The sequence below is a fragment of the Promicromonospora thailandica genome (assembly GCF_024171955.1).
In the GTDB taxonomy this organism is placed as follows: Bacteria; Actinomycetota; Actinomycetes; order Actinomycetales; family Cellulomonadaceae; genus Promicromonospora; species Promicromonospora thailandica.
Genome location: NZ_JAMTCS010000006.1, coordinates 1 through 15425 on the forward strand (window position 1 = coordinate 1; position 15425 = coordinate 15425).

Sequence of the window (15425 nt, forward strand, 5' to 3'; positions counted from 1 at the left end):
CCATCGAGGGTATCGAGGGCATGGCGTCGTTCCTGGAGCAGGCTGCCACGACGCTGCAGGACGCGGACTCGCAGCTGGCCTCGGGCATCTGAGACCCGCGCCGCGCACCGCGGCGTGCGAGTGCCCTTCCCCGACGGCGGGGGAGGGCACTCCTGCATCTCCGGGGGCTTTCGGCGGGCGGTTCTCCACAACCCCCGCACGTCCACGTCGCGAGAGCGCGGTGAGGCGATCCTTACCGGTCGGTAGAATCGACGGCGGCCTTCGCTTCCTCCTGACCTCTCGACCGGAAGGCGCCCCTTCGTGAGCACCACCCGACCCCTGCGCGTCGCCGTCGTCGGCGCCGGCCCCGCCGGCATCTACGCGAGCGACATCCTGTCCAAGACCGACCTCGACGTCAGCATCGACCTGTTCGAGCGCCTCCCGGCGCCGTTCGGCCTGGTGCGGTACGGCGTGGCCCCGGACCACCCGCGCATCAAGCAGATCATCGTCGCGCTCCACAAGGTGCTCAGCCGCGGGGACATCCGCCTGCTGGCCAACGTGGACTACGGCGTGGACGTGAAGCTCGAGGACCTGCGCCAGTTCTACGACGCCGTCATCTTCTCCACCGGCTCCATCAAGGACGCCGACCTCGACATCCCCGGCATCGACCTCGACGGCTCCTACGGCGCCGCCGACTTCGTGTCCTGGTACGACGGCCACCCGGACGTGCCGCGCACCTGGCCGCTGGAGGCCCAGCAGGTGGCCGTGATCGGCGCCGGCAACGTCGCGCTCGACGTGGCCCGCATCCTGGCCAAGCACGCGGACGACCTGCTGCCGACCGAGATCCCGGCCAACGTGCACGAGATCCTCAAGTCCTCCCCGGTCACCGACGTGCACGTGTTCGCGCGCCGCGGCCCGGCGCAGGTCAAGTTCTCGCCGCTGGAGCTGCGCGAGCTGGGCCACGTGCCGGACGTCGACATCGTCGTGTACCCGGAGGACTTCGAGTTCGACGAGGGCTCCGAGGCTGCGATCAACTCGTCCAACCAGACCAAGCAGGTCGTCAAGACCCTGGTCGACTGGACGCTCAAGGACCCGGCCCAGAACACCGCGTCGCGGCGGCTGCACCTGCACTTCCTGCACGCGCCCGCCGAGGTGCTGGGCGAGGACGGCAAGGTCGTCGGGTTCCGCACCGAGCGCACCGCGCTGCAGGGCGACGGCACCGTCAAGGGCACCGGCGAGTTCCACGACTGGCCCGTGCAGGCGGTCTACCGCGCCGTCGGGTACTTCGGCTCCGCGCTGCCGGAGATCCCGTACGACGACGTCAAGGGCGTCATCACCAACCGCGAGGGCCGCGTCGTCGACATCGACGGCAACCAGGTGCCCGGCGTGTACGCCACCGGCTGGATCAAGCGTGGCCCGGTGGGCCTCATCGGCCACACCAAGTCGGACGCGTCGGAGACCATCCGGCACCTCGTCGAGGACGTCACCGGCGTGGCGGACGGCGAGGCCCCGGGAGACCTCGACGGCGGCCGCACCGCGCCGCAGGGCGACCCGCAGGCGGTCACCGAGTTCCTCGCCGGCAAGGGCGTGGACTACATCGAGTGGTCCGGCTGGGAGCTCCTGGACGCGCACGAGCGCGCGCTGGGCGAGGCCGCCGGCCGCGAGCGGATCAAGGTCGTCCCGCGCGACGAGATGGTGACGATCAGCCGCTCGCCGAAGTAGAACTGTGGCGAGATAGAACTGGGGCGGGACGAACCACCTGGTTCGTCCCGCCCCAGTTCTATCTCGCCACAGTTCTACTTCGGCACCGCCGGGGAACCCCGGACCTGGCTGGCGCGTTCTGGGGGTGGAAAGGAGTGCGATGCACAAGCACTACAACGGGCTGAAGACCGCCGCCCTGTTCGGCGGGATGTGGGCCGTGATCCTCGGGCTCTGGGCTCTGTTCGGCCGGAGCAGCGGCATGTTGTGGATCTTTGTGCTCATCGGTCTGGTGACCACGGCCTACGGCTACTGGAACTCCGACAAGCTGGCGATCCGCGCGATGCACGCCTACCCCGTCACGGAGCTCCAGGCGCCGGAGATGCACCGCATCGTGCGCGAGCTGTCCACCGCGGCGCGCCAGCCGATGCCTCGGCTCTACATCTCGCCCACCAAGGCGCCGAACGCGTTCGCCACGGGCCGCAACCCGCAGAACGCCGCCGTCTGCTGCACCGAGGGCATTCTGCAGCTGCTCGACGAGCGCGAGCTGCGCGGGGTGCTGGGCCACGAGCTGATGCACGTCTACAACCGCGACATCCTCACGTCCTCGGTCGCCTCCGCGCTGGCCGGCGTGATCACGGCCCTGGCGCAGTTCCTCCTGTTCTTCGGCGGCGGCGACCGCCGCGAGGGCGGCAACCCGCTCGCCGCGCTGGCCATGGCGTTCCTCGCCCCGGTCGCGGCGATGCTGATCCAGATGGCGATCTCGCGCACCCGCGAGTACGACGCCGACGAGGACGGCGCCCGGCTGACCGGCGACCCGCTGGCCCTGGCCTCGGCGCTGCGCAAGCTGGAGCAGGGCACCCAGCGCGCCCCGCTGCCGCAGGACCGCGACCTCACGAACGTCTCGCACCTCATGATCGCCAACCCGTTCCGCGGGGCCGGGATCGGCCGTCTGTTCGCCACCCACCCGCCGATGCCGGACCGGATCCGCCGGCTCGAGGCGATGGCCGGCGGCCCGTCGGGCGGTTACGGCCTCGGCTCGGGCCCTGACGCGCCGCCGTGGGGCACCCCGCCCGGCATGCTCTGACCCGTTCCGACGCCGTCCCGACGTCACCCGCGAAGCGGTCGTCCCGGCCTCCGGGGCCGGATACGGTGAGCAGATCCCGACCGGACGTGCAGGGGCGTCCGGGTGTCACGCAGAAGGAGCACCACACATGGCCGACTCGTCGTTCGACATCGTCAGCAAGGTCGACCGCCAGGAGGTCGACAACGCGCTGAACCAGGCCGCGAAGGAGATCTCGCAGCGGTACGACTTCAAGAACGTCGGCGCGTCGATCTCCTGGAGCGGCGAGAGCATCGTGATCGTCGCCAACTCGTCGGAGCGCGTGCTCGCGGCGCTCGACGTCTTCGAGACCAAGCTGGTCAAGCGGGGCATCTCGCTCAAGGCGCTGGAGCTCGGCGACCGGGAGCCGAAGGCGTCCGGCAAGGAGTACCGCCTCGTGGCGACGCTCAAGGAGGGCCTCGCGGGCGAGTCCGCGAAGAAGGTCACCAAGATCATCCGCGACGAGGGCCCGAAGGGCGTGAAGACCCAGATCACGGGCGACGAGGTCCGCGTGACCAGCAAGTCCCGCGACCAGCTCCAGGAGGTCCAGGCGCTGCTCAAGGGCTCGGACTTGGACTTCGCCCTCCAGTTCGTCAACTACCGCTGACGCTCCGGACGCGGGCGGGGCGCCGGGTCCCGGCGCCCCGCCCCGGGCTCACCCGACGCCCACCGGCTCGGTGCTCACCGGCCCAGCACCTACCGGATCGGTGGGCCGTGCGGCCGCGTCGCCCGTGACCGGTGCCCGGTCGGTGAGCGACAGCCCCTGGCCCCGGCGCCGGAAGAGCAGTGCGGAGAGCACGGCTCCCGCCGCGAAGAACCCCGCGCTCCACCAGTCCGCGGTCGAGTAGCCGGTCAGCGCCGCCTGCTCGGCGACGGCCGCCGAGGCCGGGGCGTGCGCCACCAGGTAGTCGACGGTGGCCGTCGCGGCCAGGGTGTTGAGCAGCGCGGTGCCGATGGAGCCGCCCACCTGCTGGCTCGTGTTCACCGTCGCCGACGCCACCCCCGCGAACTCCCGGTCCACGCCGAGGGTCGCCGTCTGCATCGACGCGGGCATGATCGTGCCCATCGCGAAGCCGATCATCATCAGGCCCGGCAGCACGCCCGTGGCGTAGCTGCTCGAGGCGTCCAGGAAGGTGAGGTCGACCATCCCGGCGGCGCCCAGCGTCATCCCGATCGGTACGAGCACCTTGGGGCCGAACCGGGGGACGAGCAGGTTGGTGCCGAGCTGCGCGGCGAGCACGAGCATCCCGATCATGGGCAGGAAGGCCAGGCCCGTCCGGATGGGCGAGAACCCGAGCGTGAGCTGCAGGTAGTACGTCACGAAGAGGAAGATGCCGAACAGGCCGGCCCCGGCGATGAGCACCGACAGGTAGGCCGCTCCGCGGTTGCGGTCGAGCACCACGGACAGCGGCAGCAGCGGGTGGGCGGCACGCCTCTGCCACCCGGCGAACGCGGTCAGCAGCACGCCCGACGCCGCGAGCGGGGCCCAGGTCAGGGGTGCGTCCCAGCCGCCGGTCTCCGCGTTCGAGAAGCCGAGCACGAGGCTGAACAGCGCGGCCGAGACGAGCAGGGTGCCCGGGACGTCCAGCCTCGGCCGCGGACCGCTGCGCGCCAGGCGCGGGATGAACGCCAGGGCGCCCACCAGGGCCACAGCGGCGATCAGCACGTTGATGTAGAGGTTCCAGCGCCAGTCGAGCGTCTCGGTGAGCACGCCCCCGAGGAGCAGCCCGACGGCGCCGCCCGCCCCGGCGATCGCGCCGAACACGCCGAAGGCGCGGGCGCGCTCGCGCGGCACGGTGAACGTGGTGGTCAGCACGGCGAGCGCGGTGGGCGCGAGAAGTGCGCCGAACACGCCCTGCAGGGCGCGCGCGGCGACGAGCAGCTCGAACGACGGTGCCGCGCCGCCCAGCGCCGAGGCGCCGGCGAAGCCGACGAGCCCGATGACGAAGGTGCGCTTGCGGCCCAGAAGGTCGGAGAGCCGACCGCCGAGCAGGAGGAGGCTCGCGAAGGCGAGCGAGTACGCCGTGATGACCCACTGCCGACGGCCGTCCGTGAAACCGAGGTCGGCCTGGGCGGAGGGGAGCGCGATGTTCACCACGGTGGCGTCGAGCACGACCATGAGCTGGGCGAGCGCGACCACGACGAGCGTGATCCAGCGACGGCGGTCCGTCGCGGGGGCTGGTGTCCGGTCCATGCGTCGGAGCATATACGGAACTGACCAGTTCCGGATACGGTGGGTTCAGTAATTGGTCCGGGTAGGGTCGTGGGATGCGGAGAGGAGGCCGACGGCGATGATGCGTGTCGAGCAGGCAGAGGCGAAGCCCCGGCCGGGCCGGAAGCGGGACCACACCCGGGACCCCGAGATCCTGGACGCGGCGCTCGACGTCCTGGCGGAGACCGGCTACGAGGGGATGACCATCGACATGGTCGCCACGCGGGCCCGAGCCGGGAAGGCCACGCTCTACCGCCGGTGGTCGTCCAAGTCGGAGCTCGTCCTCGACGCCGTCGGCTGGCTGAAGAGCCGCGACCTGGACCACGCCACGCTGCCGGACACGGGCACCCTGCGCGGCGACCTCGTCGCCATGATCAAGGCGCCCAACCTCCGCGAGAGCGAGCGCAAGCTCAAGGTCATGGCGGGCATCGTGTCGATGATCGCCCGCAGCCCCGAGCTCGCCGCGGCCGCCCACGAGGCGGTCGTGGAGCCACGGGCGGCGGTCAACCGGATCTTCCTCCGGCGCGCGATCGACCGCGGCGAGATCCCGCCGGACGCCGACGTCGAGAAGCTCTCCCTGGTCGCCCCGGCGCTGATGGCCTACCGCGTGCTCATGCTGGGCAAGCCGGTGGAGCCGGAGTTCCTGCTCTGGGCCATCGACCACGTCGTCCTGCCCGCGGCGGGCGTGCGCCCCACCACCTGAGCCGGCGGACCGGGTGCGGGGGAGCCCGCTCGCTCGCGGTAGCGTAGGGGCGAACCGGACAGGGGGTCAGCATGGACGTCAGCCCAGCCCGCCTGCCGCGGGTGGTCGCCACCGACCTGGACGGCACCCTCCTGCGCAGCGACGGCAAGGTCTCCGACCGCACCCGCCAGGTGCTCGCCGACCTCGACGCGGCCGGCGTCGAGGTGGTCTTCGTGACCGCCCGCCCGCCCCGCTGGCTCACCCACCTCGCCGACACCGTCGGCGGCCACGGCCGGGTCATCTGCATCGGCGGGGCGTGCGTGCTCGACCTCGCCTCGGGCGAGACCCTCGACACCTGCGGGTTCGGCGACGACGCGGTGCGCGCCGTCGTCAGCGGCATCCGGGCCGCGCTGCCGCACGCCGCGCTGGCGGTCGAGCGCCCCGACGGCGTCGCGTTCGACCCCCACTACCCGAAGCGTGAGCCCGCGCTGGACCCCGAGCTGTGGGCCGTCCCCGTCGAGGACACGCTCGGCACGGCCGCGGTGCGCGGACCCGTCTCCAAGATCCTGGCGCTCGACCCCGCGCACGTGCCGCCGCCGGGCGTCTTCGTCGACCCGCCGGAGGAGATCCGGCTGGCGCAGGAGTCGTTCTTCACCGCGGTGCGGGGTGCGGTCGGGGAGCACGCGCACCTGGCGTACTCGGGCGCCGTCGGCCTGGCCGAGCTCATGCCGCCCGGTGTGGACAAGGCTGCCGCGCTGGCCCGGTGGTGCGCCCGGCTCGGCGTCGACGCCGCGGACGTCTGGGCCTTCGGCGACATGCCCAACGACCTGCCGATGCTGACCTGGGCGGGCCGCGGCATCGCGGTCGCCAACGCGCACGCGGAGGTGCTCGCGTGCGCCGACGCCGTCGTCGGCCACCACGACGAGGACGGCGTCGCCGAGCACCTCGCCACCGCGCTCGCCGCGGTGCGCTGAGCCCCGGATCCTCTCCGCCCCGCCGTCACGTCCCGGCCCGCCACCTCGTCGGAGGGCGGACGGCGCGCAGGGCGCCGCCGGGACGGGCCGGACCGCCGGCCGTGCAGAGAGGACCACGATGACGACGGAGACCACCACCCCGCACCTGCGGACGCTGACGCCGCGCATGAAGAACCCGGCGACGCTCGTGCCGGGCGCCCTGCAGGCCCTGATGGGGCTGGGCGCCCTGGTCCAGGGGCAGGGTGTCCCCGAGGCGACGCTCGAGCTGGTGCACCTGCGGGTCAGCCAGATCAACGGCTGCGGCTGGTGCATCGAGTTCGGCCTGCGGCAGGCCCGCAAGGCGGGCGAGTCGGAGGACCGGCTCGCGTCCGTGCCGGCGTGGCGCGAGTCGCCCTACCTGTCCGACGCCGAGTGCGCCGCCATCGAGCTCGCCGAGTCCATGACCCGCCTCGCCGACAGCGCCGACGGCGTGCCCGACGCCGTCTGGGAGCGCGCCGCGCGGCACTACGACGAGCAGGCGCTCGCGGCGCTGGTGCTGTACATCGGGACGACCAACCTCTACAACCGCCTCAACGTGGCGACCCGCCAGGTGCCCGGCACCTGGTGAGCGCGGACGCCCGGCGCCCGGTCCCGTCCGGTCTCAGCCGAGCACCGGACACGCTCGCGTGACCGGGCCGCCGTGCGTCGGGTGCACCGTGATCGTGACCGCGCCGGCGTCCCGGCCGGACGCCGCGACGACTCCCGCCGCGGTGCAGATGACCTGATCGACGGCGACGGCGCTGAGGTCGGCGCCGCGCAGCGGCAGGTAGATCGTGACGTCGTCGCCGGTGTCCTCGACGACCGCGCGCGTGGCGGTCTCCGGCACCTCGTTGTGCAGGGCCGGGTCGGCGGGGTCGGCGTCGGCGAGGAGCAGCTGCACCGCGCCGAGCACCGTGCCCAGTCGGCCCGTGTCGCGCTGGTCGGGCCGGAGCCGGCCGGCGTCGTCGACGAGGTAGAGGGTGGGTCCGGGCGCGAGGCCGGTGGGCGGGTCGCCGCCGTCCTCGACGCCGCCGGTGCCGACGCCGCAGCCGGCCAGGGCGGCGACGACCACGGCGAGGGTCAGGGCTCTCCTACGCGGGTGCATCGTCGTCCTCCCTGTCGTCCTCCCTGTCGGCCGAGACCTCGGGCCGCCGGGGCAGGCGGAGCTCGAAGCGCGCGCCCCCGCCGGGGTCGTCGTGCGCGGTCACGTCGCCGCCGTGCAGCCGGGCGTTCACGCGCGCGATGGCCAGACCGAGGCCGCTCCCGTCGGACGACGTACGGGACGGGTCGCCCTTGGCGAAGCGCCCGAAGAGCAGCTCCGGGTCGGTCCCCGCGGGCAGGCCCGGCCCGTGGTCGGTCACCCCGACGACCACGTGGTCAGGTTCGGCCCGCACCTCCACCACCACGGGCGGGGCGCCGTGGCGCAGCGCGTTGCCCACCAGGTTGGCGACCACCAGGTCGACACGCCGCACGTCGACCCGCGCGGGCACCGGGCCCGCCGCCGCCACGGCGACGTCCGCCCAGCCCCGGGTGCGGACGGTGCCGGTCACGACGTGCACGACGTCGACGTGCTCCGGCCGGAGGTCCCCGACGCCCGCGTCGAGGCGGGACAGCTCCAGCAGGTCCTCGGCCAGTCGCGCCAGCCGCCGGGTACGGTCCACGGCCATGGTCGCGAGCTCCAGGTCCTGGTCCGACCGCCCGGCGGCGTCGGCCCGGAGCACCTCTATGATCGAGGTCAGGGCCATGATCGGCGTGCGCAGCTCGTGGGACACGTCCGCGACGAACCGGCGGGCCTCCGCCTCGCGCCGGCGCAGCTCGCCGACCGACCGTTCCAGGGCGGCCGCCGTGTCGTTGAACGTGGCCACCAGGTCCGCGAGCTCGTCGCGCCCCGACGGCGTCAGCCGCACGCCGAGGTTGCCCTCCGCGAGCTCCGTGGCGCTGTGCGCGAGCCGCTGGACCGGGCGCAGCACGCTGCGGGACACCACGAGCGCGAGGGCGACCGCCAGCGGCAGGGCCCCGGCGATGGTCAGCACCACCACGCGCGTCCACCGGTCGAGCTGGGCCTCGGTACCGGCCAGGTCGTGCACCACGTAGACGTCGACGCCGGAGTCCCGGCGGCTGCCGTCCACGTCCGTGAGCAGCACGGGTGTGCCCAGCACGAGCCGGGGCCCCGCGTCGTCCGCGACCCGCTGCACGGCGAACCCGTCGTCGCGCGCCACCCGGGCGCGCAGGTCGTCCGTGATCAGGCCGAGCGTGCTCCCGGACGCCGACGTCAGGCCCTCGAAGGTGACCATCGCGTCCGGGCCGAGCGAGGTGCGCAGCCGGTCCAGCGCCTGCTGGTCGGGCGGGTAGGCGGTCTCCGGTGCGAGGCGCGTGACCTGGTCGCGGACGGTCTCGACGGCGCGCCGCTGGGTCTCCTCGACCAGCGACGCCCGCGCGGCGGCGTACCCGGCGGCCGACGCCGCCGTGGCGGTCACCATCGCCACCGCCACGAACGCCAGGACCATCCGCGCCCGCAGGCTCCCCGGCCACCGACGTCCGGGGCGCCGGCCCGTCCTCGTCCCGCGCACGCCGCCCTACACCGGCCCGAACCGGTAGCCGAAGCCCCGCACGGTCTGGATGAGCACCGGGCGCGCCGGGTCGGGCTCGATCTTCGCGCGCAGCCGTTGCACGCCGTTGTCCACCAGGCGCGAGTCGCCGAGGTAGCTGTGCTCCCACACCGACTCCAGCAGCTGCTGCCGGCTCAGCACCTGGCCCGGCGAGGCCGAGAGCTCCAGCAGCAGCCGCAGCTCCGTGGGCGTCATCGCCACGGGGCGACCCGCGCGGGTCACCGTCATGGCGGCGCGGTCGAGCACCAGGTCGCCCCACGCCGTCGTCCGCCCCGCGGCCGCGGACGCCGCGGGTGCCGCGCGCCGCAGCACGGCCCGGATGCGCGCGTCCACGACGCGCGGCTCCACCGGCTTGACCACGTAGTCGTCCGCGCCCGCCTCCAGCCCGCTCACGACGTCGACGTCGTCACCGCGCGCGGTGAGCATCACGATGGGAACCGTCCCGGCGCCGCGGATCCGGCGGCAGACCTCGAAGCCGTCCATGCCCGGCAGCATCAGGTCGAGCAGCACGAGCTCCGCCGCGTGCTCCCGGTGCAGCCGGAGACCCTCCTCGCCGCTGGCGGCGGCCGCGACGTCGTGCCCGTACCTGCCGAGCGCCGTGCCCAGGCCGACCCGGACGGCATGGTCGTCCTCGATCAGCAGGATGCGCGACATGGCTCCAGTATCGAGGAGCCGCCCACGCCGTCCACCGCTCCCCGCGGCGTTGCGACACGGTTGCGACATCCCGGCGACCGGTCCGGGACGTGCGCGCCCGAGCGTGGGGCGCATGAACCGCACACGACGACTCCTGACCGCCGCCACCCTGCTCCTGGCCGTCTCCCTCGGCGCGGCGGGCTGCGCGGCGGACGGCGCCCTCGGCCCTGCCGCGGCGGCCGCCGAGCGCAAGGTCCTGTACCTGACGTTCGACGACGGCCCCGGGGACGAGACCGTCGAGATCCTGGACCTGCTGCGCGAGCACGACGCCAAGGCCGTCTTCTTCGCACTCGGCCAGAACCTGGCCCGGCACACCGACCTCGGCCGCCGGATCGTGGCCGAGGGGCACGCCCTGGCCAACCACACGTGGGGGCACGCCGACCTCACCGGCCTGGACGACGACGACCGTGCGCAACAGCTCGACCCCACGGCCGCGCTGCTGCGCCGGCTCGGCTCCGAGAGCCCCTGCGTCCGGCCGCCGTACGGCGCCACCGACGACGTCCTGGCCGCGCAGCTCGACGCGCGCGGGGAGCAGCAGGTGCTCTGGACCGTCGACCCCGCCGACTGGTCCCGGCCGGGCGCCCGGGCCGTCGCCGCCCGGCTGCTCGACGCACCCTCCGGCGCCGTCGTCCTGCTGCACGACGGCGGCGGCGACCGCACGCAGACGGTCGACGCCCTCCGCGAGGCCCTGCCGCGTCTCGCGGCGCGGGGCTACACCTTCGACGTGGTCCCGGGATGCTGACCGTGGACACCGCCCGGGAAACCACCCGGGAAACCACCCGGGAAACCACCCGGCTGCCCGCGCTCGACGGCCTGCGTGGCCTGGCGATCCTCGGGGTGCTGCTGTTCCACGCCGGGCACCTCGGCGGCGGGTTCCTCGGCGTCGACCTGTTCTTCGCCCTGTCCGGCTACCTGATCACCGACCTGCTGCTCCGCGAGGCCCGGGGCACCGGCACCGTGTCGCTCACCGCGTTCTGGGGCCGGCGGGTCCGCCGCCTGCTGCCCGCGCTCGCCGTCCTGCTCGTCGGTGGAACGCTGCTCGCCGCGGCCTCCGGCGACGACGACCTGTGGCGGTCGGCGCTGTCGGACGGACCCTGGGCCCAGGCCAACCTGGTCAACTGGCACCTGCTCGGCGAGAACGCAGGCTACTGGGCCGGTCACGGCGCCGAGCGGCCGTTCGGGCACCTGTGGAGCATCGCCGTCGAGGAGCAGTTCTACCTCGTCTGGCCGCTGGTCGTGCTCCTCCTCGTGCGGCGGGCGCACCGCGCCGGGACCCCCTCGGCCGAGGCCTGGGTCGCCGGGGTCGCGGGGCTCGTGTCCCTCGTCTCGCTCGCCCTCATGGTGCTGCTCACCGACCCCGCCGACACCACCCGCGTCTACACCGGCACCGACACCCGCGCGTTCTCCCTCGTGCTCGGCGCGCTCGTCGCCACGGCCCCGGTCCGGCAGGCCATGGACCGGGCGCTGGACCGGCTCCCCGCCCGGCAGGCGGGCGGGGTCCTGACCGGGCTCGCCGCCGCCCTCGCGGCACTCTGGTGGGCCGCCGACGGCGAGTCGACCCCGTGGCTGTTCCAGGGCGGCCTGTTCGCCCACTCCCTGGGCGCGGCGCTGCTCGTCGCGGCGGTGGCCGTGCACGGCGTCCGCGCCCCCGGCGGCCTCGTCGTCCGCGGGCTCGCCGCGCGGCCGCTGCGCGCACTGGGCCTGGTGTCCTACAGCCTCTACCTGTGGCACTGGCCCGTCTACCTGCTGCTGACCGAGGACCGGCTCGGCCTGTCCGGCTGGCCCCGCACCGCCGTCCTGGTCACGGTCTCGGTGGCGCTCGCGGCCCTGTCCACGTACCTCGTCGAGAACCCGGTGCGGTACCGCGCGCGCTGGGCACGGGGCCGGTCCGGCCTCCTCGCGACGGTCGCGGTGACGCTGGCCGTGGCCCTGTTCTGGGTGGCGGCACCCCGGCCCCCGGCGGCGGACGTCGACGCGGGTGCGCTGGGGTCGGACGCGCCGCCGTCCGCGGCCGGTCCCTCCCCGCTGTCGGACGTGCTGCTCCTGGGCGACTCCGTCGCGGCGGGCGAGGCGCTGCCGCTCGACGCCGCCCTGGCGGCCGCGGGCGTGACCCTGGAGTCGCGGGCGGCGGACGGCGGCGGGGGCGTCGTCGGGCCGCTGGCCGAGGCGACGTGGGCCGACCTGCCGGGGGCCGTCGCCGCGGCAGGGCCGGACGTGATCGTCTACCAGCTCACGACCTACGACTGGGGTACGGAGCAGGAGCAGCGAGCGGGCTACGAGCGTCTGGTGCGCACGGCGTCGGGTGCCGGGGCCGACCTCGTGCTCGTCCCGTCCCCGCCGATCCGGCCCGACGACTTCTACGCGCCGCACCTGGGCGAGCTCGACCGTGCCGAGCGCGTCGCCCGCGAGGTGGCCGCCGCCTCGGCCGGCCGCGCCTTGTACCTCGACAGCGCCCCGGTCTGGGGCGACACGTACCGGCGCGTGCGGGACGGGCTGCCGGACCGCAGCAGCGACGGCATCCACACCTGCCCGCAGGGTGCGGCCCGGTTCGCCGCCTGGCTCGTGGACGAGCTGGCCCGGCGGTACCCCGGGTTCACGCCCGCAGACCCGGCGGAGTGGACCGACGCCGGCTGGGCCGCCGACGCCCGGTTCACGGGCTGCTGACCCGGGGGCGCCGTGCTCAGGCCAGGCCGGGGCGCGGCGCCCTGCGGGCCCGCCGCACGCCGTCCACCGTGAGCAGCACGAGCGCGACCCACACGAGCACGAACCCGGCCCACCGGGCCGGCGGCATGTGCTCGTGGAAGACCACCAGCCCCACGACGAACTGCAGGGCGGGCGCCAGGTACTGCAGCATCCCCACGACGGACAGGGGCAGCCGCCGCGCGGCGGCGCCGAACAGGAGGAGGGGCAGCGCGGTGACGACGCCCGCCGACATGAGCAGCAGCACGTGCCCGGTGCCGTGCCCCGTGAACGTGCCCGCGCTGCCCAGGAACGCCAGGTAGGCGACGGCGACGGGCGTGGCGACCGCCGTCTCGACCGCGAGACCGGGCAGTGCGGTGACCGTGCGGCCCACGCGGTTCTTCACGAGCCCGTAGAGGCCGAACGACAGCGCGAGGCACAGCGAGATCCACGGCAGCCCGCCCAGCCCGGTGGACAGCACGACGACGGCGGCGCCACCGAACCCGATGGCCAGCCACTGCACGGGGCTCAGCCGCTCGCGCAGCACGAGCACGCCGAGCAGCACCGTCACGATGGGGTTGATGAAGTAGCCGAGGGCGGCGTCGAGCACGCGGTCGGACAGGACGGCGTACACGTACACCACCCAGTTCACGATGATGAGGGCGGCGGCGACGCAGAACGTGCCCAGGATCCGGGGGGTGCGCAGCGCGGTCACGAAGTCGCCGAGCTGACGCAGCGCGACGAGGGCGATCAGGCAGAAGACGAGGCTCCACACGATGCGGTGCGCCACGATCTCCAGCGGGCCCGCCGGCTCCAGCAGGGGGAAGAACAGGGGCATGGCGCCCCAGAGCACGTAGGCGCCGACGCCCAGGGGGAGGCCCCAGCGATCCTGTTGTTGTGTCACTGCGTCACGATAGGTCGCGCGCGCTCCCGCGGGCCCCGCGGGCGCTGTGGGGCTCGTCACCTGGCGGGGGTGCTTTTCGATTTCTCGCAGGCGCCGTCGGGGGGATATGGTTGGCACCGTTCACGGCTGGTTGCCCGAGCGGCCAAAGGGATCTGACTGTAAATCAGACGGCTCAGCCTTCGGGGGTTCGAATCCCTCACCAGCCACGTGAAGCACCGAAGGGCCCGTCCGGCAGCACCGGACGGGCCCTTCGTCGTCGGCCCGTCGGGCCCGCGAGCGGGCCGTGCCGGGGCCTCCGAAAGGGCCCGGGACCGGGTCCGGAGGGCGCGCGGCGCACCTCACACCCGATTCGATTTCACGCCAGGCCGGAGGGCATGTAGAGTCTTCCTCGCGCCCCGATAGCTCAGTCGGCAGAGCATCTCCATGGTAAGGAGAAGGTCAAGGGTTCGATTCCCTTTCGGGGCTCTGTGATCGACGCGGGGTCGTCCTTCGGGCGGCCTCGCGTTGAGTCACGCGCGGCGGGGTAGCTCAGCTGGTCAGAGCGCACGACTCATAATCGTGAGGTCGCGGGTTCGAGCCCCGCCCTCGCTACCAAGCAAGTACACCCGTCCGGCGTTCCGTGCCGGACGACGAGAAGACACATGGCGCCTCCCTCTCGAGGCGCGGAGGTGAGAGCCATGGCAAGCAAGAGCGCGGACGTCCGCCCGAAGATCACGCTGGCATGCGTGGACTGCAAGGAGCGGAACTACATCACCAAGAAGAACCGCCGCAACGACCCCGACCGTCTCGAGCTGGCGAAGTTCTGCCCGCGCTGCGGCAAGCACACGTCGCACCGCGAGACCCGCTGAGTCTCGTAGCGAGCTCACACCGACGTGGCGAACGCTGACTTCGAGGGCCGGGTCTACCCGGCCGACGCCCCCTACTCCGTAGGCCGCGAGAAGATCCGCGAGTTCGCCGTCGCCGTCGGTGCCACCCACCCCGCGCACCACGATCTCGTGGCGGCGCGGGGTCTGGGCTATCCGGACCTTGTCGCACCGCCGACGTTCGCCGTCGTCGTCGCGCAGCGCACCGAGGCGCAGTACGTCCGCGACCCCGAGGCCGCGATCGACTTCTCCCGCGTGGTCCACGCGGACGAGCGCTTCACGCACCACCGCCCGATCGTCGCCGGCGACGAGCTCACGACGGTGCTGCACGTGGACCGCATCGTCTCCCGCGGGGCCATCAGCATGGTGACCACGCGCTGCGAGATCTACGCGATGCCGCAGCACGTCGAGGTGCCGTCGCCCGAGGCGGAGACCCCCGGCGAGCACGTCGCCACCGTCACGTCCACGCTCGCGATCCGAGGTGAGGACGCATGACCCGCCCCGACCTCGCGGCCCTGTCCGTCGGCGACGTGATCGGCCAGCGCACCGTCACCTTCGACCGCGCCGCCCTGGTTCGCTACGCCGGCGCCAGCGGCGACCTCAACCCGATCCACTGGAACGACCGGTTCGCCCAGGAGGCGGGCCTGCCGGGCGTCATCGCGCACGGGATGCTCACCATGGGCACCGTCGTCGGCCTGGTCACCGAGTGGGCGGGCGACCCGGGCGCCGTCGTCGACTACCAGACGCGGTTCACCAAGCCCGTCGAGGTGCCGAACCCGGGGGTCGCGACCATCGACGTGACGGCCACGATCGGTGCCGTCGACGCCGAGGCGGGCACCGCCCGCGTGGACCTCGCCGTCACGGTGGACGGCGCCAAGGTGCTGGGCCGCGCCCAGGCCCAGGTGCGGCTCTGACGTCCGCGCCGACCTGACGCGTCCGGAGCAATTCACCCCGGGGTCTTCTCACGGCGTGCCTGATCGGGTGTGATGCTCTCGTCCGGTTTTTCGCCCGG

The 15425-nt window shown here is 73.8% G+C and carries 16 protein-coding genes and 3 tRNA genes; 14 read left to right on the forward strand and 5 right to left on the reverse strand.

All coding sequences use genetic code 11. The features are described from left to right. The first annotated feature begins 300 nt into the window (after positions 1-300). From APR03_RS10420 to APR03_RS10430, 3 genes are all read left to right on the forward strand, one after another. A complete protein-coding gene (locus tag APR03_RS10420) occupies positions 301-1701 on the forward strand; it encodes an FAD-dependent oxidoreductase (protein ID WP_253835464.1) in 1401 nt (466 codons plus the stop codon). A 139-nt stretch (positions 1702-1840) separates the two neighbouring features. Continuing rightward, complete coding sequence (gene htpX / locus APR03_RS10425; protein WP_253835466.1) at positions 1841-2764, forward strand: zinc metalloprotease HtpX; 924 nt, start codon at positions 1841-1843, stop codon at positions 2762-2764. Positions 2765-2891: 127 nt separating this feature from the next. Then, positions 2892-3386, forward strand: a complete 495-nt coding sequence (locus APR03_RS10430; RefSeq protein ID WP_253835468.1) for a YajQ family cyclic di-GMP-binding protein — start codon at positions 2892-2894, stop codon at positions 3384-3386. Between the two features lie 48 nt (positions 3387-3434). Here APR03_RS10430 and APR03_RS10435 read toward each other — a convergent pair whose 3' ends face one another. Continuing rightward, the gene (locus tag APR03_RS10435; RefSeq protein ID WP_253835470.1) at positions 3435-4973 is read right to left on the reverse strand and encodes an MFS transporter; all 1539 of its coding nucleotides are present in this window, start codon (positions 4971-4973) and stop codon (positions 3435-3437) included. Positions 4974-5070: 97 nt separating this feature from the next. On the opposite strand from APR03_RS10435, the gene APR03_RS10440 reads away from it, so the two are divergent. From APR03_RS10440 to APR03_RS10450, 3 genes are all read left to right on the forward strand, one after another. Next, positions 5071-5694, forward strand: coding sequence for a TetR/AcrR family transcriptional regulator (locus APR03_RS10440; protein ID WP_253835472.1), 624 nt, complete (start codon positions 5071-5073; stop codon positions 5692-5694). 71 nt (positions 5695-5765) lie between these two features. Continuing rightward, positions 5766-6647, forward strand: coding sequence for an HAD family hydrolase (locus APR03_RS10445; RefSeq protein ID WP_253835473.1), 882 nt, complete (start codon positions 5766-5768; stop codon positions 6645-6647). A gap of 118 nt (positions 6648-6765) precedes the next feature. Next, entirely contained in the window at positions 6766-7254 is a 489-nt protein-coding gene (locus tag APR03_RS10450) for a carboxymuconolactone decarboxylase family protein (protein WP_253835475.1), read from the forward strand. Positions 7255-7287: 33 nt separating this feature from the next. Here APR03_RS10450 and APR03_RS10455 read toward each other — a convergent pair whose 3' ends face one another. The 3 genes from APR03_RS10455 to APR03_RS10465 all read right to left on the reverse strand — a co-directional run bounded on the left by APR03_RS10455 (position 7288) and on the right by APR03_RS10465 (position 9928). Beyond that, a complete protein-coding gene (locus APR03_RS10455) occupies positions 7288-7770 on the reverse strand; it encodes a hypothetical protein (protein WP_253835477.1) in 483 nt (160 codons plus the stop codon). Further along, positions 7757-9172, reverse strand: a complete 1416-nt coding sequence (locus APR03_RS10460; protein ID WP_253835479.1) for an ATP-binding protein — start codon at positions 9170-9172, stop codon at positions 7757-7759. Before APR03_RS10460 ends, APR03_RS10455 begins: the two co-directional genes overlap by 14 nt. Before the next feature lie 69 nt (positions 9173-9241). Next, complete coding sequence (locus tag APR03_RS10465) at positions 9242-9928, reverse strand: response regulator (RefSeq protein WP_253835481.1); 687 nt, start codon at positions 9926-9928, stop codon at positions 9242-9244. Positions 9929-10040: 112 nt separating this feature from the next. Between APR03_RS10465 and APR03_RS10470 the strand changes: the two genes are divergently transcribed. Both APR03_RS10470 and APR03_RS10475 read left to right on the forward strand, forming a co-directional pair. Further along, positions 10041-10709: a polysaccharide deacetylase family protein gene (locus APR03_RS10470; protein WP_253835483.1), complete on the forward strand. Its 669-nt coding sequence runs from the start codon at positions 10041-10043 to the stop codon at positions 10707-10709. Then, positions 10703-12631 (forward strand): acyltransferase family protein, encoded by a 1929-nt coding sequence (locus APR03_RS10475; protein ID WP_253835484.1) that lies wholly within the window; start codon positions 10703-10705, stop codon positions 12629-12631. Before APR03_RS10470 ends, APR03_RS10475 begins: the two co-directional genes overlap by 7 nt. Before the next feature lie 16 nt (positions 12632-12647). Here APR03_RS10475 and rarD read toward each other — a convergent pair whose 3' ends face one another. Continuing rightward, positions 12648-13550 (reverse strand): EamA family transporter RarD, encoded by a 903-nt coding sequence (gene rarD, locus APR03_RS10480; RefSeq protein WP_253835485.1) that lies wholly within the window; start codon positions 13548-13550, stop codon positions 12648-12650. 124 nt (positions 13551-13674) lie between these two features. Between rarD and APR03_RS10485 the strand changes: the two genes are divergently transcribed. The 6 genes from APR03_RS10485 to APR03_RS10510 all read left to right on the forward strand — a co-directional run bounded on the left by APR03_RS10485 (position 13675) and on the right by APR03_RS10510 (position 15327). Then, positions 13675-13756: transfer RNA gene (locus tag APR03_RS10485), tRNA-Tyr, on the forward strand. Between the two features lie 186 nt (positions 13757-13942). After that, a tRNA-Thr gene (locus tag APR03_RS10490) sits at positions 13943-14015 on the forward strand. 52 nt (positions 14016-14067) lie between these two features. Then, positions 14068-14144, forward strand: a tRNA-Met gene (locus tag APR03_RS10495). Positions 14145-14227: 83 nt separating this feature from the next. Continuing rightward, the gene (gene rpmG / locus APR03_RS10500; protein ID WP_013837798.1) at positions 14228-14398 is read left to right on the forward strand and encodes a 50S ribosomal protein L33; all 171 of its coding nucleotides are present in this window, start codon (positions 14228-14230) and stop codon (positions 14396-14398) included. A 24-nt stretch (positions 14399-14422) separates the two neighbouring features. Next, complete coding sequence (locus tag APR03_RS10505; RefSeq protein WP_253835486.1) at positions 14423-14908, forward strand: FAS1-like dehydratase domain-containing protein; 486 nt, start codon at positions 14423-14425, stop codon at positions 14906-14908. Further along, on the forward strand, positions 14905-15327 hold the full coding sequence (locus APR03_RS10510; RefSeq protein ID WP_253835487.1) for a MaoC family dehydratase: 423 nt from the start codon (positions 14905-14907) through the stop codon (positions 15325-15327). Before APR03_RS10505 ends, APR03_RS10510 begins: the two co-directional genes overlap by 4 nt. Positions 15328-15425 lie beyond the last annotated feature (98 nt).